Below are 20,723 nucleotides of genomic sequence, written 5' to 3' on the forward strand. Positions count from 1 at the left end.
GAGGCAATCGAAGTCCTCACGTGCCCGGCAATCCCGCCGCAGGCAAGCCAAAAAGCTTTGGAATTCTTAAAACCTTTCCCGAAAGGTTTTGAGCCCCCGGAGGGCCGCCGGAGGCATAAAAAACGGGACACTCCTAGAGGAGTGCCCCGTTTTTTGATTCGTGTAGACCGGCTCTAGTGCTTGAAGCTGCGTTGGCCGGTGAAGACCATGGCCACTTGCGGGCATGCTTCGTTTACGGCTTGAATTACTTCGTGGTCGCGGATGGAGCCGCCGGGCTGGGCGATGGCGCTCACGCCTTGGTCGATGCAGAGGTCCACGCCGTCTCGGAAGGGGAAGAAGCCGTCGGAGACGGCGACGCTGCCGGGCAGTCCGCCCCGGTCTTCTTCGGTTTGCTTTTCGATTTCTGCCAGCAGTTTTGCGGCTTTTTCGTCTGTTTTGGCGTCGAGGCGCACTTCGAAGATGCTTTTTCCGGCTTTTTCGAAAGCGATGAGATCGGAGTATTTGGTGTAGGCCTTGCCGATGGCGAGGAGTACGCAGCCGACGCGGTCCTGTTCTCCGGTGCCGACGGCAACGGTGGCGCCGTCTTTGACGAAGAGCACGGAGTTTGAGGTGACGCCTGCTTCGACGGCCCAGGCGAAGAGCAGGTCGTCTGCTTCGCGGGCGTCGGGGGTGCGGGCGTTGTAGGCGTTACCGTCTTTCTCTGCGGAGGCGGGGATGAAGTCGTCTTTGGAGAGAATGCGGTTGCGGAAGGAGAACTGCAGGACCATGCCGCCGTCCATGAGTGATTTGATGTCGAGGAACGGCTGGGCGACCATGGTTTCCAGTTCCTTGATGCCGGGGATCTGGAGAATGCGCAGGTTCTTTTTGGTTTTCAGGATTTCGAGGGCGTCGGAGTCGTAGGCGGGTGCGGCAATGACCTCGAAGTAGGCTGTATTGACGATCTCCGCTGTGGCCTTGTCCACGGTTCGGTTGAGTACGATGGCTCCCCCGAAGGCGGCTATGCGGTCGGCCATGAAGGCGCGTTCAAGGGCGACGCTCAGGCCTTCTTCGGTCCATGCCGCGCCGCAGGGGTTGTTGTGTTTGAGGATGACCGCGGCGGGCTTTTCGCCGAGGTATTGCAGGATGTTGAGGCCGTTGTCCACGTCGGTGAGGTTGATCTTGCCGGGGTGCTTGCCGGCCTGAATCATGTGTTCCTCGGTGAGGGCGCAGACGAGTCCCTGTCCGGGACCGCGAAATTTCACACCGTCGATTTCCAGTTCGCCTTCAACCGGCTCGAACAGGGCTGCGGGCTGGTCGGGGTTTTCGCCGTAGCGCAACCCTTTGCTTTCACCGTCTATTTCCCATGTGCGTTTCTTGAAGCGGACTTTCTGTCCTCCAAGCTCGATGGTCATTTCTTCAGGGAACGGGTCCTGCTGCAGGGTCCGGTACATTTTCTTGAGATCGCTCATGACTCCTCCGTGGTTGTCGGTGGCGACCTCATAGCACAGGTCCGTGAGGTGGGCAATTCCCGCATAGAGCCGTTATATTTTGCATAAAGGTGGTGCCCTTTTCACCGGCAGCGTGTAATAGTTGTGGCAAAAGGTTTCATAGGTCTCCTTTGCATCACGACCGGGGGGAAAGGCATGTTGAAGAAATTTTGTGACTGGCGAATGCAAACCAAGATTCTTGCGCTGTTCGGGCTGACTGCGGCAGCGGTTCTCATCGGGATGCTGGGCTATTACATCCCGCTGACCGGTCGTGCGCTCATGGACGAGAAGCGGATAGCCACTCAGGGTGTTGTGGATGTGGCCCACAGCCTTGTTGAAGAATATGGCCGACTGGCGGAATCCGGAGAAATGACCGTGAAGGAAGCGCAGGAGCAGGCCAGCAAGGCGGTCAAGGACCTGCGCTATCGCGGCAACGAGTATTTCTGGATACAGTCAGTAAAAGGCGTGATGCTCATGCACCCTGTCTCTCCCAAGCTCGAAGGCAAGGATATGAACAACACGAAAGACAAGAACGGCAAGGCCTTTATCCGTGAGATGTCAGATGTTGCCAAGAGCAAGGGCGGGGGATTCGTGGACTACTTCTGGCCCAAGCCCGGCAAGGACAAGCCGGTCCCCAAGGTTTCCTACGTCAAGCTCTACAAGCCGTGGAACTGGGTTGTGGGCAGCGGTATTTACGTTGATGATGTCGAGGACCAGATCGACGCCATGCGCATCAAGATCATCGTGCCCACGGTTGCGCTGCTCGGCGTCATCATGCTCATCGTTTTCTTTGTGGTGCGCGGCATGGTGCGGCCGCTGCGTGAGGCCGTGAGCGCGTCCCGCAGGCTCGCCAGGGGCGACCTGACCGTGAGCATCAAGCGCGGTTGTCAGGACGAGACGGGACAGCTCACCAACGCCATGCGCAATATGCTGGATGAACTGCGTAACGTGGTCGGCTCGGTTCAGGAGGCTTCCGAAAACGTGACCGCAGGCAGCGAGGAGCTGGCTTCGGCATCCATGGAGCTTTCGCAGGGCGCGAGTACACAGGCCTCGGCCGTAGAAGAGGTTTCGGCCTCCATGGAACAGATGACCTCGAGCATCAGCCAGAATGCGGACAACGCCCGGACCACCGACTCCATCGCGGTCAAGGCCGCCAAGGACACGGAAAAGGGCGGACAGGCCGTGAGCAAGACCGTGGACGCCATGAACCAGATCGCCGAGAAGATTCTCATCGTCGAGGAGATCGCACGGCAGACCAACCTGCTTGCCCTGAACGCTGCCATCGAGGCGGCCCGTGCGGGCGAACACGGCAAGGGTTTCGCGGTTGTCGCTGCGGAAGTCCGCAAGCTCGCCGAGCGTTCCGGTCAGGCGGCTGCCGAAATCAGCGAACTGTCCACCAGCAGCGTGGCCGTGGCCGAAGAAGCGGGCGAACTGCTCGCCAAGATCGTGCCGGACATCCAGAAGACCTCCGAACTGATTCAGGAAATCTCGTCCGCCAGTGACGAACAGACCGCCGGGGCCGAACAGGTCAACTCCGGCATCCACGAGCTGAACAAGGTGGTGCAGCAGAACGCCTCGGCTTCCGAGGAAGTGGCTTCCACCGCTGAAGAGCTCTCCAGTCAGGCCGAGCAGCTTCAGGAAGCAATGAACTTCTTCAAGGTCGGTGTTGGCGGAGAATCCCGCAGCCGCACCGAACCGCAGAAGCCGAAGGCAAAGGCGAAGGCGAAGACCAAGAGCAAGGCCCTGCCTTCCGGCGGTCAGCAGCCCAAGCCAAAGGCACCGCCCAAGGTGGATGACAGTGGCGGCGGTCCTGCTCTGGACATGGGTGACGACGAGTTTGAACGCTTCTGACAACAAGCCATATAACGCGATAAACGGCCGTCTCCGCTCGCGGAGGCGGCCTTTTGCGTGCCGCTTTTCGCATTGGCTGGCGGGGCGGAATCTGGTATTGGTGGCCCCGGCGACCACGCCAAAGGAGTATCTCAATCACAATGGCTGACTCATATCTGGAAAAGGCTTTGGGCAAGCTCGCCCGGCAGTTGAACGCCTACGACGAGGCGTCGCTCATGAACCTGTGGGAAAAGTACGCGGAGAAAGTCCGCCAGTTCGAGCCCACCCGACGCTGGGAGGAAGACGCCATCGTCTTCTGCCTGCTGCAGTCCATGCGCCTCAAGAACCAGCTTTTCAACCACCGCTGGAGCGAATCGCGCGCGCCGGAACCCGAAGGCGGCGGCGTCGATCTCACCGCGCTGACCGCCCCTGCGGGCCGCATCAAGGGCGATTTCGTTTCCGAGCCGCCTGCAACCGGGCAAAACGATGACACCGGGGACGATGATCACAAGGGCAAGGTCCTTCGATTCAAACCCCGCGAAGAATAGCCGCAGTTGACACACCTTTTCGGATTCATTACGCAAGATTACCGTTTTGTGTGCAAATGACGGGTCGAGACTCGCTCTCCGCCCTCGGCAAGGAGCAATGAACAATGGCAAATATCGTGGTTTTCGGATCCCAGTGGGGTGATGAAGGCAAAGGCAAGATCGTGGACATGCTTGCGGAAAAGGCTTCCGCCATCGTCCGTTTTCAGGGTGGCAACAACGCCGGACACACCCTCGTGGTGGACGGCGAAAAATGCATCCTGCACCTCATCCCCTCCGGCGTGCTGCATCCGGGCAAGAAGTGCCTGATTGGCAACGGCGTGGTCCTTGACCCCAAGGTTTTCTGCGAAGAGATAGACAAGCTCGCCGAGCGCGGACTGGACGTCTCCCCGGGCCGCATGATGATTTCCAAGAAGACGCAGGTCATCATGCCCTATCACTGCGTCATGGACAGTGCGCGCGAGTCCACCAAATCCGACAAGAAGAAGATCGGCACCACCGGTCGCGGCATCGGTCCCTGCTACGAGGACAAGATGCACCGCTGCGGCATCCGCGCCGCAGACTTCCAGAACAAGGACCTGCTGCGCGAAAAGATCGGCAAGGCTCTTGAGGAAAAGAACGTGCTCCTGAAGCACCTGTACGGCATGGAACCGCTTGACGCCGATGCAGTGTTCGACGAAGTCCTGCCTTACGCCGAACGGCTCGTCCCGTATCTGGGCGATGTTTCTACCGAGATTCAGAAGATCAACCGCAAGGGCGGCATGGTCCTCTTCGAAGGCGCTCAGGGAACCCATCTGGACATCGACCACGGCACTTACCCGTTCGTCACCTCCAGCAACACCGTGACCGCCAACGCGGCCACCGGGTCCGGCAGTTCCCCGCGCGACCTCGACCGCATCATCGCCATCGTCAAGGCCTACACCACCCGCGTGGGCGGCGGTCCGTTCCCCACGGAACTCTTTGACGAAGTGGGCAACTACCTGCAGGAAAACGGTGGAGAATTCGGCGCCACCACCGGCCGCCGTCGCCGCTGCGGCTGGCTGGACCTCGTGGTGCTGCGCGAATCCGTGCGCCTCAACGGTCCCACCGAGCTGGCCATCACCAAGCTGGACGTCCTCTCGGGCCTCAAGGAACTTAAGATTTGCACCGGGTACAAGTATCAGGACCAGATCATTGAGTACCCGCCGCAGGAGCAGAACGGCATGGCCTACGTGGAACCCGTCTACGAGACCCTGCCCGGCTGGGACGAGGACATCACCGCCGCCAAGAGCTGGGACGACCTCCCGCTCAACGCCCGCAAGTACCTCGAACGCATTCAGGAACTCACCGGCGTGACCGTGGGCTTCGTGTCCGTCGGTCCCGACCGCGAACAGACCTTCTAAGGAACTACCGTCATGGCGTCCGGCCTTCTCGATCCGATCACGGCCCTCTCGGGCCAGCACCACGCGATCATGCGGCTGGACGCCCTGGCGGCGAATCCTCCCCAAAGCATTGTCCTTGAAGGCGGCGACGCGGACGAACGGTTCGCGGCCGCGCTATGGTGGGCAATGCGCCTCAACTGCGAGAGCGAGCAGAAACCCTGCGACGCCTGTCCGGCCTGCCGACAGATCCGCGATCGTGCCTTTTCCGACCTGATGGTCTTCGACGGCCGCGAGGATCTCATCAAGGTCGAGCCCATCCGAGAGGCCCGGCCCATCTGGGGCCAGCCGCCCCATGGCGACGGCTACCGCGTGACCATCCTCGCCGAGGCCCAGCGCCTCATGACCGAATCGGCCAATGCCCTGCTCAAGTCGCTTGAGGAGCCACGACCCGGCAATGTTTTTGTGCTCTGCACGCCGCAGAGAGAGCGGCTTCTGGAGACGCTCGTCTCCCGCAGCTTCGTGGTCACGTTGTCATGGCCCAACGCACAGGGAAACGACGCGGACATCGAGGAGTGGTGCGCGGCTATGGTCGGGTTCTGGAAATCCGGCCGGGGATGGTTTCCCCGTACTGCCACCAAAGGCTCGGTGGACGCAGACCTCGCCTTCAGGGTCCTGCTCGGCATGCAGCGGGTTCTGCGTGATGCCATGAGCGGTTCCGGCGGCACGGTTGCCGCTGACATGGCCGCCCATCTCGCACGGCCGGGCTGCGACGTCTCGACCTCGCCCTTGGCGAGGCGCAGGACGCCCTGAACACACAGGTGCCGGTGAATCCCTCTCTCGTACTGGACTGGCTCGCCACCCGTCTTCGGGCATAATGTCCGGGAGGCCACCAGTGGCATGTTGAACGAAAAAGGGCGGGAGCTTTTAAGCTCCCGCCCTTTTTGGGTGGTGTCGTTGCCTGTCTAGATTTTGCAGGCGGTGCGCAGGTCGTCGACTGCGTCGGTCTTTTCCCACTGGAACTCAGGGAGTTCGCGTCCGAAGTGACCGTAGTTGGTGGTCTTGCGGAAGATGGGCTGGTGCAGCTTCAGGCGCTCCTGAATGAAGTAGGGGCGCAGGTCGAAGACTTCGGTGACTGCTTTGGTGAGCACTTCATCGGGCACTTCGCCAGTGCCGCGGGAGGTGACGACCACGGAGACCGGTTCGGCCACGCCGATGGCGTAGGCGATCTGGACTTCGCACTCTTCGGCCAGACCGGAGGCGACAACGTTCTTGGCCACGTAACGGGCCATGTATGCGCCGGAGCGGTCGACCTTGGACGGGTCCTTGCCGGAGAAGGCACCGCCGCCGTGGGCACCGGCACCGCCGTAGGTGTCGTTGATGATCTTGCGGCCGGTCAGTCCTGCGTCGCCCACGGGTCCGCCGATGACGAAGCGGCCTGTCGGGTTGATGTAGGATTTGAGATTTTCGTCGATCAGTTCTTCGGGAAGGGTTTTTTCGACCACTTCCTTCATGATTGCTTCGTGCAGGTCGGCGTAGGCCACGCTTTCATCGTGCTGGGTGGAGACGACCACGTTGTCGATGCGGTGGGGCTTGCCGTCCACGAACTCGACGCAGACCTGGGTCTTGCCGTCGGGACGCAGGAAGTCGAGGATGCCCTGCTTGCGCACGTAGGTCAGGCGGCGGGAGAGCTTGTGCGCGTAGTAGATGGGGGTGGGCATCAGGGTCGGGGTTTCCTTGGTGGCGAAACCGAACATCATGCCCTGGTCGCCTGCGCCCTGTTCTTCGGGCTTGGTGCGGTCAACGCCCTGAGCGATGTCCGGGGACTGCTTGTCGATGGAGGAGATGACGGCGCAGGTTTCCCAGTCGAAGCCCATTTTATCTGAGCTGTTGTAGCCGATGTCCTTGATGGTTGAGCGGACGATGTCCGGGAAGTCGGCGTAGGCCGTGGTGGAAATCTCACCGGCGATGAACGCCATGCCGGTGGTGACCAGCGTTTCGCAGGCCACGCGGCAGTTGGTGTCCTGCGCCATGATGGCATCGAGGATGGCGTCGGAAATCTGGTCTGCGACCTTGTCCGGGTGGCCTTCGGTCACGGATTCGGAAGTGAAAAGGTACTTGCCTTTGGGAAAGAGCATCAGTTCCTCCTTGAAAGAACGTGGCGGTTTTGTGCCTAGGGCACGTTGCTCAGTTCGTAATTTATGATCTCTGCGATCGTGTTATCGGTGTTGGTGATGACCACCTTGGGTTTTGCGCCGGTCATTTCGGATTCGTCGAGCCACTGGTAGGTGGCGATGATGATCCGCTGGCCGACCTGGCCTTTGTGCGCGGCCGCCCCGTTCATGCATATTTCGCCGGGGCCGCCGGGGATGGCGTAGGTGGAGAGCCGTTCACCGTTGTCCAAGTTGTAGATGTCCACGCGCTCGAAAGGCAAGATTCCCGCTGCCTCGAGCAGTGTTGTGTCGATGGACAGGCTACCGTGGTATTCCAGCTTCGCGCAGGTTATGGTTGCGCCGTGAATCTTGGCGCTCAGGAAGTTTCTTTGGGCCACTGCCTTATACCCCTATGAGATAATTGTCGATGAGCCTCGCCTTGCTCATGAACATCGCCACGGCCGCCAGCGCGGGGCCGCTTATGCGTTCGAGCGGGGCGAGATTGTCCGGGTCCACGAGTTCCGCATAGTCGATGCGGCCCATGGGCACGGTCTCAGCCAGCCGGTCTGTGATGAAGCGTTTGACCGCGCCCGCATCCCGCTCACCGCTGGCTACCAGATCAGCAGCTTCGGCGAGCGTCTTGTGGATATTGGGCGCGACGGCGCGTTCTTCATCGGTGAGGTAGACGTTGCGGGAACTCAGCGCAAGGCCGTCGGCCTCCCGCACGATGGGGTGCCCCACGATCTGCACGGGAATGTGCAGGTCGCGGACCATGCGCCGGATGATGGCGAGCTGCTGCCAGTCTTTCTGCCCGAACACCGCCACAGCGGGGCGGGCGAGCATGAACAGCTTGTTCACCACGGTGCAAACGCCCCGGAAGTGGATGGGGCGCGATGCGCCGCAGAGTCCCCGGGCCATTTCCGGGACTTCTATCCACGTTCCGTGGTCCTCATGGTACATGCCGCCCGGCTCGGGGCAGAAAAGCACATCGGTTCCGTGCTCATGGGCCAGGCGTGCGTCGCGAGCCTCGTCGCGCGGGTAGCTGTCGAGGTCTTCGCCGGGACCGAACTGGGTCGGGTTGACGAACAGGGAAACAACCAGCTTGTCGCATTGGCCGCGGCAGGCATCCATGAGGGAGAGATGACCTTCATGGAAGTATCCCATGGTGGGCACAAGGCCGATCCTGTGGCCTTCGCGTTCCCACTGCATGCACTGTCTCTGCAGTTCTTCGGGATTTCGTATGGTCTTCATGCGTGATCTTCTCGCTTTCTTGAAACGCGAGGGAGGTGCGCCGGGGGCGTCCTTCCACGTGCAAAGGATGCTCTGCTAAGTCATTTCCTCTATGTTGTCCACCCGCATATCGGGGGCGGGGCCCTGCTGCGCTTGTGCAAAGCGTCCTGCCGTTGTATTCTCCCGAATTATGAGAAAAAAGCACGGCATTTTCGACGGGACCCCGGTACTCGACAGGCAGGACGTCATCGATCATGAGCATGACGTCAAAGATGCACTGTCTGCGTATATCAATATATACTCATACAGTTTGTTCTTCCCTCGGTCAACCGGTCCGGAGGATGCTCCTCCGGATGCCGAATATCGCCGGGAAGACAGGGAGCTCATCATCCCGCTGTCGCAGGGCGGCAGATTTCTCGCAAATTTTTATGTGCGTGATGTTTCGCTCAAGGCGCCGACGGTTGCCCCGAAGTACCTTCAGGGGATCGCCAACGCGGTTCTTGAGGTCATTGCCCTGCGTAAGCAGTGCGTAACGGACGGGCTCACCGGGCTTTTCAACCGGGACTATTTCCTTGAAAGGCTTTCCACTGCCGTGGACCGCGTCAAAGGGTGCCTGATCCCCGGCACGGTCGGGCTGGCGGCCTGCGAAAAGACGGACACGGAAATGCCGACGTTTTCCGGCAACATCGGCGTGCTTTTTCTCGACCTCGACCGGTTTCAGACCGTCAACGACCGTTACGGGTATCCTTTTGGGGATCACATCGTTGCCGAGGTGGGGCGCTGCATGGCCGAGGTCTGCCCCGGTTTTGCCGTGGCCTCGCGGTACGGCAACGACAAGTTCGCGGTGCTGCTTCCCGATGCCAACCGCCGCACCTGCTTCCAACTTGCCGAAGTGCTGCGCGAGAGCATCGCCAAGCTCCAGTTCGACGACCCCGTCACCGAGGACCGCGTGCACGTGAGTGCAAGCATCGGCTACGCGGCCTATCCGCAGGCCATGGAAGGACGGCAGTACGGTCTTTCCGCGCAGGAGCAGGGCCGCATTCTGCTCCGGAACGCCCGCCGGGCCGTGGCTGTGGCCAAGGACATGGGGCGCAACCGAGTCTTCGGCTACCGCGACATTTTGGAAAAGGGCGGGCGCGTCACTGAAACCCTGCCGCTGGATCGCATGGCCGTGAGCCTCGGCACCTCCGTGGGCGCACGAGTCGGACAGCGGTTTCTTGTCCGTTCGGCCATGTCAGGAAGACCTGCCGGGGCCTCGCTCACAGCGGACGAGCGCATCTCGGGGCGCTATCCCGCCATGTACAAGGCGGAGGCCGTCATCGTGGACGCGCAGGAGGACATCGCCTTTGCCGAGGTCCTGCACCTTGCAGACGCCGCATGGCCCGTTGAGGTCGGAGACCAGCTCGTGCTCGTCACCGAGCAGCAGAGCATTTTCGACACTGCCGGAACGGGCGGCGAGGAGGACGATTCCGGTCTGCTCGAATTCCGGGCCTTCATGGGCCGGTTCGAGGAGCGCCGCGCCGAAGGGCCGTTCGGCCTGTGCATCCTGAAAATTTTGAGTGAACCGCCGGAATCAGTGGCGAGCTACCGCAAGCACATGGAGACCCTGACCCGGCAGGCCGCCACCATGGCCCGCGACGTTCTCGGCCCTGATGCCGTGGGCGGGCGTTACGGTCTCGGCGGGCTGGTCTTTCTTGTGCCGGATGCCGACGAAGCGGCGCTGCGTTCCCACTGCGACGCTCTCGTTGCTCTGGGCGAGCGCAAGCTGGCGGTTGAAGTTGCGGCAGCCGGGGCCGCGCATCCCTGTCTCGATTTTCGTCCCGGCGACACGCTGGACAACGTGCGCGACGCGCTGGAGCATGCGCTGCTCCTGCCCGCGCCCCGGGCCGCGGTGTTCGATTCCGTAACCCTGAATCTCACGGGCGACCGGCTCTGGGCGGACGGAGACATTTACGGTGCGCTGGATCGTTACCGCATGGCGTTGGAGCTTGACCCCTCCAACACCACCGCGAGGAACTCGCTGGCCATCTGCCTCGCCCATCTGGGCAAGCTCGACGAGGCGCGCGATGAGTTCTCCTCGGTGCTGGAGCTGGAACCGGACGACATCATGGCCCTTTACAACCTTGGCCGCGTTCTGCACCGCAAGGAGCAACTGGACGAGGCCCGGACTGCGTACAGCCGCTGCCTTGATCTGGAGCCGGAGCATGTCTTCAGCCTCGTGCGGCTGGGCAACCTTGCCGAGCGGGAAAAGGACTACGATCAGGCCGAGACCCTGTACCTCAAGGCCTCGACGCTCAAGGGCGGGGAGTCCCTTGCCTACCGTCCGTTGGCCCGTACCGCGTGGAAGCGCGGCAGCATGGAGCAGGCCCGCGAGTATCTGCATCTTGCACTGAGCGCGGATCATAACGACGCGCATGCCATGTATATGCTGGCCCTGTTGTATCTCGAAGGTGGCGAAGATCCGCAGATTGCCGAGGTGCTTGCCCGGCAGAGTGTGGCGCTCCGCCCCGAGCGAAAGGAGTACGGCGAGGCGCTGGTCCGTGCGCTTCGGGTGCAGGGAAAGGATGAAGAGGCGGAAAAGGCAGCCGGGCGGCTACCGGAGTAGGCTTATTCCAGTCCGTACTTATTCAGCAGCTCATGCAAACGGCCTGTTTCAATAAGCCGCTTCAGCCCTTCGTCAACAAGGTTCCTGAGCTGTTCGCCACGGGGGGTGATGGGGAAGAGCATGTGATGCTCCAGCTTGGACATGCCCGGAACCGGAGCGTGGGCGAGGGCAGGGTCGGTGGCATACGGTTCGCCTGTCAGTGTGTATGCTGAAAACGGCTCATAGCTGATGGGCACGTAGTCGCAGCGGCCCTCCAGAAGCTTGAGCAGCGCGCTCGTGATGTCGGGCGAGGTCGTGTCCAGCGTATCATCAGGGATATGGTAGCGAGTGTAGTCGCGGCCGGATACCCCGCACCCCTTGTACTCTCGCAGGCCTTCCTTTGATTCGATTCCCATTCCTTGCGGGAACCTGACGGTTGAGTAGACGTAGCTCGGCGTGGTGGTGTAGTACGCCCGTGACTGCAGAAAGCGGGCGTTGAGCACGGGGTTGCTGGTGGCGTTCAGGATCACGTCCCGTTTGCCGTCGGCTGTCTCGTTGAGGCAGGTACGCCATGGCTGGAGCGAGACCTCAATGGACAGTTGCTCCGGTTTGAGGACTTCTCTCAATACATCCAGAGAAAAGCCAACGAGCCTTCCGGCATTATCGCCTTCGCGCTGATAGTAGATGTAGGGAGGCCACTCGGCCGTGCCGTCACAGACGCGGACAGGGCCGAGCAGTTCCGCCGCCGCAGCCTGCGATGCGAGCAATGCGGTCAGCAGTACCGCGAGAAAACGAGCCGTGGCCAGCGTCTTTCGCATCCTTTTCGTCCTAGTCCTCGAAGATGGTGTTCACGATGGCCTTGGCTTCTTCCTCGATGGTGGCAAGGTGCGCTTCGTCCCGGAAACTCTCCGCATATATCTTGTAGATTTCCTCGGTGCCGGAAGGGCGCGCCGCGAACCAGCCGTTCTTGGTGCAGACTTTCAGCCCGCCGATGGGCTCGCCATTGCCCGGGGCATGGGTCATGGTCGCGGTGATTCTGTCTCCCGCCAGCGTTTCCGTGTTCACCGCGTCCGGGGTAAGCTTGCGGAAAGCCGCCTTCTGCTTGTTGGTGGCCGGGGCGTCGCTGCGCCGGTACACCGGTGCGCCGTGGTTTTTTTCCAGCTCGGCGTACAGTTCGCCGGGGTCGCGTCCGGTGACGGCGGTGATCTCCGCGGCCAGCAGGTTCATGATGATGCCGTCCTTGTCCGTGGTCCACGGTGAACCGTCGAGGCGCACGAAGCTTGCCCCGGCGGATTCCTCGCCGCCGAAAGCGCAGGTGCCCTTGAGCAGCGGGCTCACGAACCACTTGAAGCCCACGGGGACCTCGAAAATCGGCTTGTCCAGTCCCTCGGCCACGCGGTCCAGCATGGAGCTTGTCACCACGGTTTTTCCCACGGCGGCATCCTTCCACTCCTCGCGGGTCCGGAAAAGGTAGTCTACGGCCACCGAAAGGTAGTGGTTGGGGTTGAGCAGGCCCGAGGCGCTGGTGACGATGCCGTGGCGGTCGAAATCCGGGTCGTTGCCGAAGGCGATGTCGAAGCGGTCGCGCAGCGCGATGAGGCCCGCCATGGCGTATGGCGAGGAGCAGTCCATGCGGATCTTGCCGTCCTTGTCCACGGTCATGAAGGCGAACGTCGGGTCGCGGGAGTCGTTGGTCACGGTGATGTCCAGCCCGTACTCCTCGGCGATGGGTTCCCAGTAGGCGAGGCCGGAGCCGCCCATGGGGTCCGCGCCGATCTTGAGCCCTTCGGCGGCCACGGCGTCCAGTCGCAGGATGCTGCCGAGGTCCTTCACATATGGGCCCACGAAGTCGTATGCCTCCACGCCGTCAGTGGCCAGAGCCCTGTCGTACGTCACCCGCTTCACGCTCACCAGCTTGTCGATGAGCATCTGGTTGGCCCCGTCCTGAATGGCTGCGTGGTGCGGAAGTCCGCGGGGCCGCCATCCGGTGGATTGTACTTGATGCCGCCGTCGCGTGGCGGGTTGTGCGAAGGGGTGATGACCACGCCGTCGGCAAGCCCGCGATCACGGCCGCGGTTCCAGCCGAGAATGGCGTGGGAAATGACGGGGGTGGGTGTATCGCCGAATCCTTCCTGATAGCGCACGGAAACGCCGTTGGCCGCGAAGACCTCCAGCGCGGTGGCGAACGCGGGCTCGGACAAGGCGTGCGTGTCGCGTCCGAGGAAAAGCGGCCCGTCGATGCCGCGTGTGCGCCGGTGCTCGCACACAGCCTGACACACGGCCATGACGTGGCTCTCGTTGAATGTGGAGGTCAGGGAGCAGCCGCGATGCCCGGAGGTGCCGAACGAGACGATCTGGCCGGAATCGGTGGGGTCCGGCTTGTGCGAATAGTACGCGGTCACGAGCCGCGGGATGTTTTGCAGCATATCTCGGGTGGCCGGTTTCCCGGCAAGAGGATGAAGGGACATGAAACCTCCGGGTTAGTGCGTATCGTGGGGCGAGTCTAACAGGGTCCGACCGCGCGGACAAGATTTGCCCGTCCGTTTTGTCGCATCATTTCCGCCTCCTATGGAAGTGAATAATCGTGCGTCGCCTTTGTCACAAACTTGTGTTTGGAACGTGATGTTTGTGGGCCTTCAATGAGTATTGCTGCGACAGCAGAGATGTCTTTTTAGTAAAGCATGGAGGGATGAAATGCACATACTTCGAAAAAATATAACATATATGATTCTTGTTCCGGTGATTTTGGTCATTCTGGCAGGTGTTGGGTCGATCGGCTATTATGTAACCAAAAGCTCATACGAAATGGCACTTCAGAGCGAGATAAACGGTGCTTCGAATATTGCCGAAGGCATGACCTCGACCCTGACCGACTATGTCGAGGCCATGACCGGCTATGCAGGGACCGTGGCAGGACTGCCTGCCATCGCGCGCACCTTGAACGGCTGGGGCAGGACGCAGGCAAACTCCATTGCCGAAAGTGTTCTGGAGAACTATCCGGGTCTCTGGGCCGTGCTCATGTTCGACCGCAACGGCAAGGTGGTCGTGGGTCGCAACGCCGAAGGCAAGGACCTTGAAGGCGCGGACCGGGCAGGGCGTGAATATGTGAAGCGCATTCTGGCCGGGGCGGATTCCTATGTCATGCCCGGCGTTATCCGCTCCAAGTCTGGCGGGGGCAGGAACATTCTTGCGGTTTCTGCAGCCGTGAGGAACTCCAGCGGCGAACTTCTGGGCGGCGTGGCGCTGTTTCCTCTTTGGGATCGCTTTGCGGAGCGATTTCTTTATCCGGTGACCATTGGTGAGGAAGGCTACGGTTTTATCGTCGACGAGACCGGCAAATTGATGGCGCACGCGGGAAATCCGGACCTGATGTTTGAGGACCTTGGCGTGAACGAGTTCATGCGTCAGGCATTGGCCGAAGGCGACGGCGGGCTTTCCTATGAGTGGCAGGGCCGTGAAAAGATCATGGTCTATCGCCGTGTTCCCGGCCTGAACTGGCTGGTCTGCATGTCTGCCTACGAGTCGGACCTTATTTCCGGCGCTTTAACTCAGCGCAACGTCCTTTTCGGCATAGGCGCTGCCGTGGCGCTTGTCTCCGGTCTGTTCATATTCGTTCTTCTGCGCAGGACCGTGGGGCACCCGGTCCGCGAGGGGATGGAGTTTGCCCGGGCCATGGCCGAGGGCGATCTGACCTCCACCGCCGACATCGAGGGCCGCAACGAGATGGCGCGGCTGATGGCCTCGCTCAACGACATGGTTGTTCGCGTGGCCGATACGGTGCGCGAGGTCAAGGACGGCGCGTCCGTGGTCGTGGGCGGATGTCAGGAGGTGTCTGCCCTTTCCGAGCGGCTTTCGCAGGATTCCGCCGAGGAGGCCGCCAGCGTGGAGGAGATTTCGGCATCCGTGGAGCAGGTTGCGGGCAATATCCGCAGCAATCTTGAATCTTCCGAGACCGCGCAGCAGCAGGCCGAACGCATGGCCGAAGACGCGCAGGAAGGCGGGGCCGCCGTAGAAAGGACGGTTGAGGCCATGCGCGAGATCGCCGGAAAGACCGGGCTTATCGAAGAGATTGCGCGGCAGACCAATCTGTTGGCCCTGAACGCGGCCATTGAGGCGGCCCGTGCCGGGGAAGCCGGAAAGGGCTTTGCCGTGGTGGCGGCCGAGGTCCGCAAGCTGGCCGAGCAGAGCGCCACCGCCGCCGGGCAGATTGCCGAGCTTTCCGGCCGAAGCTTGAGCATCGCCGAGGACGCCGGGCAGCGGTTGGAGTCGTTGGTTGCGGATATCGAGAAGAACGCCGAGCTTGTCCGGGCCGTGGCCATGGCCAGCCATGAGCAGAATGCGGGCATCGATCAGGTCAATCAGGCGGTGACGAACCTTGATACCGTGGTGCACGGCAACGCCGCAGCCTCCGAGGAGCTGGCTTCCACCGCCGAGGAGCTGCGGGCGCAGGCCGAGCGCATGTTGCAGGTCATGGAGTTCTTCCGCACCGGTGGCCCGGACTCGGTGACGGTCCGAAACGTCGGGCCCCGTGCGCTCCCGAAGGCCGCCTAGGCTTCCCGCAGGGCTCGGATGCGCCGGACCACCGGCGGGTGCGAGTAGCTCAGCCAAACAGTGAACGGGTGCGGCGTCAGGTTGGAAAGGGTATCCACCGAAAGCCGTTTGAGCGCGGAGACGAGGTCTTCGGGCTTCCCGGTGGTGCTGGCCGCAAAGGCGTCGGCCTCGAATTCGTGCTTGCGCGAGAGCGCCCCTGCCGCGATGCCCAACAGCAGCGACACGGGCGTGTAGAGAATCACGAAGAAGAGAAGGCCTGCGTAGATGCTGGTTTCCTGCACACCGAAGGCCGCGAAGAGTCCCTTTGAATCCAGAAAGAGCGACATCAGCCAGAAGAGCAGCCCTGTCTTGAGGATTGAGGCCACGAGCATCTTGCGGACGTGGCCGAGCTTGGAGTGGCCGATCTCGTGCGCGAGCACTGCCGTGATCTCCTCAGGCGTGTGCCGCTCCACCAACGTGTCGAACAGCGCGATACGTTTCTTCTTGCCGAAGCCTGTGAAGAAGGCATTTGCCTTTGTGCTGCGTTTGGAGCCGTCCATCAGGTAGAGCCCGGTCAGCTCGAACCCTTCCCGTTGCGCGTACTCTTCCAGCATGGTCCTTAGCTCGCCGTCGGGCAGCGGCGAGAACTTGTTGAAGAGCGGCAGGATCCACTGCGGCGCAACGTAGGTGATGGCGAGGCTGACCAGCGTGGTGAAACCCCAGCACCAGAGCCATGCCGCAGCACCGGCCCAGCCGAAAAAGAGCAGTACGCCCGCCAGCATCGGGCCGCCGATGAGCACCGTGAGCACAAGCCCCTTCAGGCGGTCGACGATGAAGGTTCCGGGCGTGGTTTTGTTGAACCCGAAGCGTTTTTCCAGCACAAAGGTATTGTAGACCGAAAACGGCAGGCCGAGGGCCGCGCTCAGAAGGCCGATCAGCCCGAAGTAGCAAAGGCCCGTGGCGATGGGGCCGAAGCCCGCCGCGCGGACCAGATTGTCGGCCCATGCGAAGCCGCCTGCCAGCAGGAAGATGATGACCAGAGCCGTGGAAACGGTTTCCTCCACCGACTCGGTGCGCATTTTTGCAAGTGTGTATTCCTGCGAGCGTCGATAGGTCTCGGAGTCCACGGTGTCGCGGAATTCCTCCGGCACCTCGCGCGAGAGGTTCTTTGCGTCGAGGTGGCGGGAGATGGCGCCGAGCAGCCATGCGCCCGCGAGCGAAATCAGAATGAGGACGAGGTATATGTTCATGGAGCCTCCGGAATCGGAATCGGTTGTCCTGCTGTTCGATGACGATCTGGCCGGTCTGCTCAGGCGCAGCCCCGGCCGGAGCACAGTACGCTATCGACCGCGCGAGGGCCAGTCAATCAAGGACATGGTCGAGTCGCTTGGCATCCCGCACACCGAGGTGGGGCGCATTACGGCAAACGGGCGTGATGCGGGGTTCTCCCTGCAACCTGCCCCTGGACGCCAGGTGCGGGTCCTTGGTCATGACCTGCCGCTGGATGTTACCCGGTCAGACGGGTTTCGCGAGGCGTATCCGCGCTTGCGTTTTCTGGTGGATGACAACGCTGCGGGCGTGGTCATGCTGCTGCGCGCCCTCGGCATCGACACCCGCTGGGACCGCGGGACGGACGATGCGGAACTGGCGGCCATTTCCTCGGACGAGCAGCGGGTGTTGCTGACACGGGATCGCGGGCTGCTCATGCGCAGTAAAGTACAGCACGGCAGGCTGCTCAGGTCCCAGCGGCCGGACGGACAGCTTGCCGAGGTGGTCCGGGCCTACGGTCTGCAGCAAACAAACGGAATTATGGGCCGTTGTCTGCGTTGCAACGTCATGACGCACTATGTGGAAAAAAGCGATGTTCTTCATCTTTTGGAGCCAAAAACAAAGAAGTATTATAACGAGTTCAGGCACTGTCCTCAGTGCGGCGGATTGTTCTGGAAAGGTACCCATTATATGCATCTTATCAACAGGCTGAAAAACGCCGGGGTCGAAATTGCTGCAGGTTCGCTCTGAGCGGGGGACAGTGCTTGATTTACGCTACCGGCTATATTATTCATTTCGGAAACAGTCGGTTATATTGGAGTCCTGATGAGCGCCACTGCCAAGACCATTCGTGAAGACATCGCCAGAGCGAAATCCTACATCGCCCGCAATGACTACCTTCGGACGCTTGAGTTTCTCGCACGGGCCGTGAAGGGTGTTGCCGCCAGTCAGGTCTTTGGCCGCGAGAAGTTCGAGGTACAGGCGCTTCTTGAGGAAGTGTTCAAGGATTTCAATGAGCTGGCAATGATTCAGCGTCTTTTCCCCAAGGGGTTGAACTACCAGCGGGGCAAGGAGGCGGCGCTCTACAAGACGCTCGTCCGGCTGGCCGCCAAGCTCAAGGACGCCATGGAGAAGGCCAAGGTCGCCAAGCAGCGTGAGCGCTACGCCGAACTGGATACCATGCTGCTGGAGGCCCAGAAGCATCTGGAGAAGCAGGAGCACCTCGAAGCCCGCAAGCTCTTCCGCAAGGCGTCCGACACCTTTTCCGACATACCCGGCATCAACTCCGACATCGGCACCCGCCTGATGATGGGCGGTCTCTTTCAGGAGGCGGCCGAATACCTCAAGCGCGCCATCGAGCAGAACGGCTCGGACAACCGCGCCCACGGTTCGCTCATCATGTGCTACGAGGGTCTCGGCGAGGCGAGCAAGGCCATCGACGCGGTCAAGGAAGCCATGCGGCGGCTCGGCATCAACGAGTCTCTTGAGATGAAGCTTGCCAAGCTGCACCTCGGCCGCCGTGAGTGGGGCGAAGCCCACAAGTACGCCTCCTCGGTCATGGACAAGAATCCCCTGAACATGGAAGCCGAGAAGATCGTCAAGAAGACCGAGCCGAAGATTTATGGCCATTCCGGGGGCAAGCCCAAACCCGGCGGTTCCGGCGGCGGTGGCGGCAAGGCCATCAAGCTCGACTTCTAGGGGACAGCCGGTCCCACCGATCCAGAAATATTCGTGACCATCACGGTCCCGTCCCTGTCCACGGCTATGGCCGAGGCATCCTTCAGTCCCTTTGTCACGATTTCTGCCGTTCCGTCGGCATGAACCCGGTAGACCGTCCCGGCTTCATCCAGTGCGTACAGCCTGCCGCGTGGCCCGCTGGCCAGCGATATGACCTGCCGTTCAAAATTTACCAGACTGATTTCTTCGCCGTCCGGCGTCACCTGAAATATGCCTGCACCTCTGGCAAGGTACAGATTGCCGCGCGCATCGGCCTCAAGGGCCCGCGCACCGTCTGGGGGGGCAGCCATTCCCGTTGCAGATGAGCATTGTCAGCGTCAGAACAAAAAGTATCAGGACTCGCATGGTTTCCTCCTTGCGCTTGACCCAACCCTAGAAACAGGGCATCGATATGTCCAATATGCTTTTGTGTAGCGATTGATGCTCTGGAGGTATGAATGGAATTGCGTCACTTGCGGTACTTCATGGCTGTCGCCGAGGAGCTTCACTTCGGCAGGGCAGCGAGGCGGCTTCACGTGTCCCAGCCGCCGCTGAGCAGGCAGATACGCCAGCTCGAAGAGGAACTGGACGTGGAGCTTTTCGAGCGCAGCAGCCGGAAGGTGGAGCTGACAGAGGCCGGGCGGTACTACATGGCCGAGGTGGGCAAGGCCATGGCCCTGCTTGACGAGGCCGGGCAGACCGTCCGCAGCGTGGCCAAGGGCGAGGAAGGTTCGCTCAAGGTCGGTTTCGTCGGGCCTGCCGCGTGCGGATCGCTTCCGGCTGTGGTGCGCGAGTTCCGGCGCCGGTACCCGAATATCCGGCTGACCATCCGGGCCATGTCCACTTTCCACCAGCTCGGCCTGCTTGCGAAGGGCCGTCTGGATGCCGGTTTTTCCCGCCTTTACGGGCATGACACCCACGGCATGAAAACTCGCCTTTTTCAGCGCGAAGCATACGCTCTTGCCGTTCCTCGCGACCACGCTCTGGCGGGGAGGGAGCGCGTCGATCTGGCGGAACTGGACGGCGAGGACATGATCTTTTACCCTAGGCACTACCAGCCGAAGCTCCATGACGCCTGATCGCCGCATTCGATCGAGCGGGCGCGACTCCCAACATTGTTCAGGAAGCCAATACCGAGCAGAGCACGCTTGCGCTCGTGGCCGCCGGAATGGGTGTGGCGCTGGTTCCGTCTTCTTCGGTGAACGGGTGTCCTTCGGGGGTGTCGATCCTGCCGTTGGACGGCACGCTGCCACCGTGGGAAGTGACCATCGTGTGGCCCGAGCACGGGCACGGCCCGATCATGGAGCGACTGCTGGAAGTGGCCGGGGAGTTCTGCCGGGTGGACGACGCATAGCGCCGCCATCCACAGGTTCCCGGCCGTGTGCAGCGCTGCGAGTGTCGCGGCTTCAAATGTACTGGGTATGTGGTGGCCGGACGGTCGCGCGTCCTGCGGGATAGCGCGGCAGCGTGCCTCAGGGCACCGTCCGGAAGTGGCTCCGAGTGATCGACAGCCGCGGACGTTGCCGGGAAACCGGCAGGACTGGCAACCAGAACGGGAGAAATCGTGACCTACATCTATCTCACGCTGGCCATCGTGGCCGAAGTGGCCGCAACCATGGCCCTCAAAGTCCTCTCCGACGGGGTGCGACTGGTACCTCTCATCATGGTCATCGGCGGATACGCCACGGCCTTCACCTTCCTCTGCATCGTGCTCCGCACCCTCCCGGTGGGGATAGGCTACGCCATCTGGGCCGGACTCGGGACCGCCCTCGTGGTGCTGTTCGGCGCGATCATGTTCAAGCAGATGCCTGACTTCTGGGCGCTGACAGGCATCGGGCTGATCGTGGCCGGGGTCGTCTGCATCAACGTGCTTTCAAAGACGACCGTTCACTGATTCGTGACCCTGCCGGGGGCCGGACATTGCCGGGCCCCGGCATATCCGGGCTGAGCAGGGCGGGCTTTCTGCCCGGATGCTTTGCCTCAAGGCCGAAAAGCGCCCGGCAGGTGGGGACCACAGTCACAAGGGTGCCCACCATCAGCAG

Annotated in this window: 18 protein-coding genes and 1 pseudogene; 11 read left to right on the forward strand and 8 right to left on the reverse strand. The window is 61.6% G+C overall.

The window, feature by feature from the left end:
- Positions 1 to 173: 173 nt before the first annotated feature.
- Positions 174 to 1,448, reverse strand: coding sequence for an IMP cyclohydrolase (locus tag JCM12178_RS08385; RefSeq protein ID WP_054650451.1), 1,275 nt, complete (start codon positions 1,446 to 1,448; stop codon positions 174 to 176).
- 174 nt (positions 1,449 to 1,622) lie between these two features.
- Between JCM12178_RS08385 and JCM12178_RS08390 the strand changes: the two genes are divergently transcribed.
- From JCM12178_RS08390 to JCM12178_RS08405, 4 genes are all read left to right on the forward strand, one after another.
- A complete protein-coding gene (locus JCM12178_RS08390; protein WP_218185642.1) occupies positions 1,623 to 3,317 on the forward strand; it encodes a methyl-accepting chemotaxis protein in 1,695 nt (564 codons plus the stop codon).
- A gap of 140 nt (positions 3,318 to 3,457) precedes the next feature.
- Positions 3,458 to 3,844, forward strand: coding sequence for a hypothetical protein (locus JCM12178_RS08395; RefSeq protein ID WP_054650453.1), 387 nt, complete (start codon positions 3,458 to 3,460; stop codon positions 3,842 to 3,844).
- Between the two features lie 104 nt (positions 3,845 to 3,948).
- On the forward strand, positions 3,949 to 5,223 hold the full coding sequence (locus JCM12178_RS08400) for an adenylosuccinate synthase (protein ID WP_054650455.1): 1,275 nt from the start codon (positions 3,949 to 3,951) through the stop codon (positions 5,221 to 5,223).
- Positions 5,224 to 5,235: 12 nt separating this feature from the next.
- Positions 5,236 to 6,012, forward strand: a complete 777-nt coding sequence (locus tag JCM12178_RS08405; RefSeq protein ID WP_245628686.1) for a DNA polymerase III delta subunit-related protein — start codon at positions 5,236 to 5,238, stop codon at positions 6,010 to 6,012.
- Between the two features lie 152 nt (positions 6,013 to 6,164).
- On the opposite strand, the gene metK is transcribed toward JCM12178_RS08405, so the two are convergent.
- Genes metK through panC form a run of 3 tightly spaced genes read right to left on the reverse strand, consistent with a single transcriptional unit; the run spans position 6,165 to position 8,603 of the window.
- A complete protein-coding gene (gene metK, locus JCM12178_RS08410) occupies positions 6,165 to 7,337 on the reverse strand; it encodes a methionine adenosyltransferase (protein WP_054650457.1) in 1,173 nt (390 codons plus the stop codon).
- 35 nt (positions 7,338 to 7,372) lie between these two features.
- The gene (gene panD / locus JCM12178_RS08415) at positions 7,373 to 7,750 is read right to left on the reverse strand and encodes an aspartate 1-decarboxylase (RefSeq protein ID WP_054650459.1); all 378 of its coding nucleotides are present in this window, start codon (positions 7,748 to 7,750) and stop codon (positions 7,373 to 7,375) included.
- Between the two features lie 4 nt (positions 7,751 to 7,754).
- Positions 7,755 to 8,603 carry a pantoate--beta-alanine ligase gene (gene panC / locus JCM12178_RS08420; protein WP_054650461.1) on the reverse strand — a complete coding sequence of 283 codons (849 nt, stop codon included), beginning with the start codon at positions 8,601 to 8,603 and terminating at the stop codon, positions 7,755 to 7,757.
- Positions 8,604 to 9,012: 409 nt separating this feature from the next.
- Between panC and JCM12178_RS08425 the strand changes: the two genes are divergently transcribed.
- Positions 9,013 to 11,187 (forward strand): diguanylate cyclase, encoded by a 2,175-nt coding sequence (locus JCM12178_RS08425; RefSeq protein WP_245628687.1) that lies wholly within the window; start codon positions 9,013 to 9,015, stop codon positions 11,185 to 11,187.
- Positions 11,188 to 11,189: 2 nt separating this feature from the next.
- On the opposite strand, the gene JCM12178_RS08430 is transcribed toward JCM12178_RS08425, so the two are convergent.
- Both JCM12178_RS08430 and pgm read right to left on the reverse strand, forming a co-directional pair.
- The gene (locus tag JCM12178_RS08430; protein WP_054650465.1) at positions 11,190 to 11,984 is read right to left on the reverse strand and encodes a substrate-binding periplasmic protein; all 795 of its coding nucleotides are present in this window, start codon (positions 11,982 to 11,984) and stop codon (positions 11,190 to 11,192) included.
- 10 nt (positions 11,985 to 11,994) lie between these two features.
- Positions 11,995 to 13,634 (reverse strand): annotated as a pseudogene (gene pgm, locus JCM12178_RS08435) (phosphoglucomutase (alpha-D-glucose-1,6-bisphosphate-dependent)).
- Between the two features lie 337 nt (positions 13,635 to 13,971).
- On the opposite strand from pgm, the gene JCM12178_RS08440 reads away from it, so the two are divergent.
- A complete protein-coding gene (locus JCM12178_RS08440; protein WP_172677095.1) occupies positions 13,972 to 15,717 on the forward strand; it encodes a methyl-accepting chemotaxis protein in 1,746 nt (581 codons plus the stop codon).
- On the opposite strand, the gene JCM12178_RS08445 is transcribed toward JCM12178_RS08440, so the two are convergent.
- The gene (locus tag JCM12178_RS08445) at positions 15,714 to 16,946 is read right to left on the reverse strand and encodes a M48 family metallopeptidase (RefSeq protein WP_054650469.1); all 1,233 of its coding nucleotides are present in this window, start codon (positions 16,944 to 16,946) and stop codon (positions 15,714 to 15,716) included. The two genes, JCM12178_RS08440 and JCM12178_RS08445, sit on opposite strands and share 4 nt — an antisense overlap.
- Between JCM12178_RS08445 and JCM12178_RS18265 the strand changes: the two genes are divergently transcribed.
- On the forward strand, positions 16,939 to 17,715 hold the full coding sequence (locus JCM12178_RS18265; protein WP_172677096.1) for a Mut7-C RNAse domain-containing protein: 777 nt from the start codon (positions 16,939 to 16,941) through the stop codon (positions 17,713 to 17,715). The genes JCM12178_RS08445 and JCM12178_RS18265 overlap by 8 nt on opposite strands.
- Positions 17,716 to 17,790: 75 nt before the next feature.
- On the forward strand, positions 17,791 to 18,663 hold the full coding sequence (locus JCM12178_RS08455) for a tetratricopeptide repeat protein (protein WP_054650473.1): 873 nt from the start codon (positions 17,791 to 17,793) through the stop codon (positions 18,661 to 18,663).
- Here JCM12178_RS08455 and JCM12178_RS08460 read toward each other — a convergent pair.
- Positions 18,660 to 18,992, reverse strand: a complete 333-nt coding sequence (locus tag JCM12178_RS08460; RefSeq protein ID WP_054650475.1) for an SMP-30/gluconolactonase/LRE family protein — start codon at positions 18,990 to 18,992, stop codon at positions 18,660 to 18,662. The genes JCM12178_RS08455 and JCM12178_RS08460 overlap by 4 nt on opposite strands.
- Positions 18,993 to 19,139: 147 nt before the next feature.
- Between JCM12178_RS08460 and JCM12178_RS08465 the strand changes: the two genes are divergently transcribed.
- The 3 genes from JCM12178_RS08465 (at position 19,140) to JCM12178_RS08475 (ending at position 20,575) form a co-directional block, all read left to right on the forward strand.
- Positions 19,140 to 19,760, forward strand: a complete 621-nt coding sequence (locus JCM12178_RS08465; RefSeq protein WP_054650477.1) for a LysR family transcriptional regulator — start codon at positions 19,140 to 19,142, stop codon at positions 19,758 to 19,760.
- A gap of 35 nt (positions 19,761 to 19,795) precedes the next feature.
- Positions 19,796 to 20,035, forward strand: a complete 240-nt coding sequence (locus JCM12178_RS20290) for a LysR substrate-binding domain-containing protein (protein ID WP_250635939.1) — start codon at positions 19,796 to 19,798, stop codon at positions 20,033 to 20,035.
- A 210-nt stretch (positions 20,036 to 20,245) separates the two neighbouring features.
- The gene (locus JCM12178_RS08475; RefSeq protein WP_054650481.1) at positions 20,246 to 20,575 is read left to right on the forward strand and encodes a DMT family transporter; all 330 of its coding nucleotides are present in this window, start codon (positions 20,246 to 20,248) and stop codon (positions 20,573 to 20,575) included.
- The last annotated feature ends 148 nt before the right edge of the window (positions 20,576 to 20,723 follow it).

Origin of the sequence: Salidesulfovibrio brasiliensis JCM 12178 (assembly GCF_001311825.1) — a bacterium.
GTDB classification, from domain to species: domain Bacteria; phylum Desulfobacterota; class Desulfovibrionia; order Desulfovibrionales; family Desulfovibrionaceae; genus Pseudodesulfovibrio; species Pseudodesulfovibrio brasiliensis.

Excerpts from the sequence above, each read along its gene's own strand:
- JCM12178_RS08385 (WP_054650451.1), bottom strand. The coding sequence starts at position 1,448 with ATGAGCGATCTCAAGAAAATGTACCGGACCCTGCAGCAGGACCCGTTC.
- JCM12178_RS08390 (WP_218185642.1), top strand. The coding sequence starts at position 1,623 with ATGTTGAAGAAATTTTGTGACTGGCGAATGCAAACCAAGATTCTTGCG.
- JCM12178_RS08395 (WP_054650453.1), top strand. The coding sequence starts at position 3,458 with ATGGCTGACTCATATCTGGAAAAGGCTTTGGGCAAGCTCGCCCGGCAG.
- JCM12178_RS08400 (WP_054650455.1), top strand. The coding sequence starts at position 3,949 with ATGGCAAATATCGTGGTTTTCGGATCCCAGTGGGGTGATGAAGGCAAA.
- JCM12178_RS08405 (WP_245628686.1), top strand. The coding sequence starts at position 5,236 with ATGGCGTCCGGCCTTCTCGATCCGATCACGGCCCTCTCGGGCCAGCAC.
- metK (WP_054650457.1), bottom strand. The coding sequence starts at position 7,337 with ATGCTCTTTCCCAAAGGCAAGTACCTTTTCACTTCCGAATCCGTGACC.
- panC (WP_054650461.1), bottom strand. The coding sequence starts at position 8,603 with ATGAAGACCATACGAAATCCCGAAGAACTGCAGAGACAGTGCATGCAG.
- JCM12178_RS08430 (WP_054650465.1), bottom strand. The coding sequence starts at position 11,984 with ATGCGAAAGACGCTGGCCACGGCTCGTTTTCTCGCGGTACTGCTGACC.
- JCM12178_RS08440 (WP_172677095.1), top strand. The coding sequence starts at position 13,972 with ATGGCACTTCAGAGCGAGATAAACGGTGCTTCGAATATTGCCGAAGGC.
- JCM12178_RS18265 (WP_172677096.1), top strand. The coding sequence starts at position 16,939 with ATGTTCATGGAGCCTCCGGAATCGGAATCGGTTGTCCTGCTGTTCGAT.
- JCM12178_RS08445 (WP_054650469.1), bottom strand. The coding sequence starts at position 16,946 with ATGAACATATACCTCGTCCTCATTCTGATTTCGCTCGCGGGCGCATGG.
- JCM12178_RS08455 (WP_054650473.1), top strand. The coding sequence starts at position 17,791 with ATGAGCGCCACTGCCAAGACCATTCGTGAAGACATCGCCAGAGCGAAA.
- JCM12178_RS08460 (WP_054650475.1), bottom strand. The coding sequence starts at position 18,992 with ATGGCTGCCCCCCCAGACGGTGCGCGGGCCCTTGAGGCCGATGCGCGC.
- JCM12178_RS08465 (WP_054650477.1), top strand. The coding sequence starts at position 19,140 with ATGGAATTGCGTCACTTGCGGTACTTCATGGCTGTCGCCGAGGAGCTT.